The sequence below is a fragment of the Candidatus Methylomirabilota bacterium genome, from assembly GCA_036002485.1.
Lineage (GTDB): Bacteria > Methylomirabilota > Methylomirabilia > Rokubacteriales > CSP1-6 > AR37.
In genome coordinates, this window is the sequence record DASYTI010000062.1 from 1 (window position 1) to 2,109 (window position 2,109).

Here is a 2,109-nt window from a genome sequence, read left to right on the forward strand (position 1 = left end):
GGGCGAACGGGGGACACCACTCATGCTGAAGACGCTGTTCCTGCATCCACCTTCCTTCGAGGGCTTCGACGGGGGCGCGGGGGCACGCTACCAGGCGAAGCGCGAGATCCGCTCGTTCTGGTACCCGACGTGGCTGGCGCAGCCCGCGGCCCTGGTGGCGGGAAGCCGGCTCATCGACGCGCCGCCCGCCGACATCACGCTCGAGCAGGTGCTCCCCGTGGCCAAGGAGTACGAGCTCTGCGTGCTGCACACGAGCACGCCGTCCTTCCGCTCCGACGTCAAGGTCGCCGAGGCCTTGAAGGACATGAACCCCCGCCTCGTGATCGGCTTCGTCGGCGCCCACGTGGCGGTGGCGCCCGAGGCCGCGCTCCGGGCCTCGGAGGCGATCGACTTCGTCGGCCGCAACGAGTTCGACTTCACCATCCGGGAGGTGGCCGAGGGCCGCCCGCTGGCCGCCGTCGACGGGCTCAGCTACCGCTCCGAGGGCCGGATCGCCCACAACCCGGAGCGCGCGATCCTGGAGGACATGGACCGCCTCCCCTTCGTCGTCGACGTCTACCGGCGCGACCTGCGGATCGAGGATTACTTCATCGGCTACCTGCTGCACCCCTACGTGTCCCTCTACACGGGCCGCGGGTGCCGCTCGAAGTGCACCTTCTGCCTGTGGCCGCAGACGGTGGGCGGGCACCGCTACCGGACGCGGAGCCCCGAGCACGTGGCCGACGAGATCGCCCTCGCCCGGCAGTACTTCCCCCAGGTCAAGGAGTACTTCTTCGACGACGACACGTTCACCGACGACCTGCCGCGCGCGGAGGCAATCGCCCGGAAGCTCGGCCGGCTCGGCGTCACCTGGTCCTGCAACGCCAAGGCGAACGTGCCCTCCGAGACCCTGAAGGTCATGCGCGACAACGGCCTCCGGCTCCTCCTGGTGGGCTACGAGTCGGGGAACCAGCAGATCCTCAACAACATCAAGAAGGGGATCCGGCTGGACATCGCCCGCAAGTTCACCCGGGACTGTCGCGAGCTGGGCATCACGATCCACGGCACCTTCATCCTGGGGCTGCCCGGCGAGACGCGGGAGACGATCGAGGAGACCATCCGGTACGCCGCCGAGATCAACCCGCACACCATCCAGGTCTCGATCGCGGCGCCGTACCCCGGGACCCACATGCACCGGCAGGCCGTGGAGAAGGGCTGGCTGCAGAATGGCGGGAAGGAGCTGGTGAACGACCACGGCGTGCAGATCAGCGCGCTCAGCTACGCGCACCTGCCCCACACCGAGATCTTCGACTCCGTGGAGACCTTCTACAAGCGCTTCTACTTCCGCCCGGGCAAGGTCGCGGCGCTGGTGTCGGAGATGGTGCGGAGCCCGCAGATGATGACGCGCCGCCTCCGCGAAGGCGTCGAGTTCTTCCGCTTCCTCTCCCACCGGTGACTCGGAGGGGGCCTCGACGGCCCCCTCCGATGCCTCCCCCAGAGCGTTGCGCCGGCAAAGCCGGCGCTCGAATCGGACACTCGGCTCGAACGGTGGCCCGCCAGGGTTTGGATCTCGGTCAGGCCGCGCCGCGAGGTCGCGTGGAAGCGATTGGAAGACCGACGCTGTGGCGCCGGCTCCGCCGGCACCATCTACGGGGGAGGTTCGGAAGGGGGGCGGAGCCCCCCTCCGAGTGATTATCTTTGCGAGGTGCGCTTCTGCCTGGCGCTCTCCTCGTACTGGAACTCCTCCTGCTTGGTCTTCATCTTCTTGACGAGCTCCTGGTAGGAGGAGGTCTGGATGATCTTGTTGAACTGCGTGCGGTAGTTGCTGACCAGGCTCACGCTCTCGATGACGACGTCGTAGACCAACCACCGGTCGCCGCGCCGGATCATCCGGTACTCGATGGGCACGTCGGTGCCCTGCTTGGTGATGATCTTGGTGCGCACCACGGCCAGATCGCCGTCGATCGACTCGCCCACGTAGTGGATCCTCTCGCCCCCGTACAGCTCGATCTTGGAGATGTAGGAGCGCTCGAGGAGGTCGCCGAAGAGCTTCACGAACTCCTCGCGCTGGCCGTCGCTGAGCGGCTGCCAGTGCCGGGCCAGCGAGCGCTTCGCGGTCTCCGCCCAGTC

2 protein-coding genes are annotated in these 2,109 nt (G+C 67.8%); one reads left to right on the top strand and one right to left on the bottom strand.

Annotation, left to right across the window (positions count from 1 at the left end):
- The first annotated feature begins 22 nt into the window (after positions 1-22).
- Positions 23-1,435, top strand: coding sequence for a hopanoid biosynthesis associated radical SAM protein HpnJ (gene hpnJ, locus VGT00_06910; protein HEV8531125.1), 1,413 nt, complete (start codon positions 23-25; stop codon positions 1,433-1,435).
- Between the two features lie 236 nt (positions 1,436-1,671).
- Here the strand turns inward: hpnJ and VGT00_06915 are convergent.
- A partial coding sequence (locus VGT00_06915) for an ABC transporter substrate-binding protein (protein ID HEV8531126.1) occupies positions 1,672-2,109 on the bottom strand: 438 nt, incomplete at its 5' end.

Excerpts from the sequence above, each read along its gene's own strand:
- hpnJ (HEV8531125.1), top strand. The coding sequence starts at position 23 with ATGCTGAAGACGCTGTTCCTGCATCCACCTTCCTTCGAGGGCTTCGAC.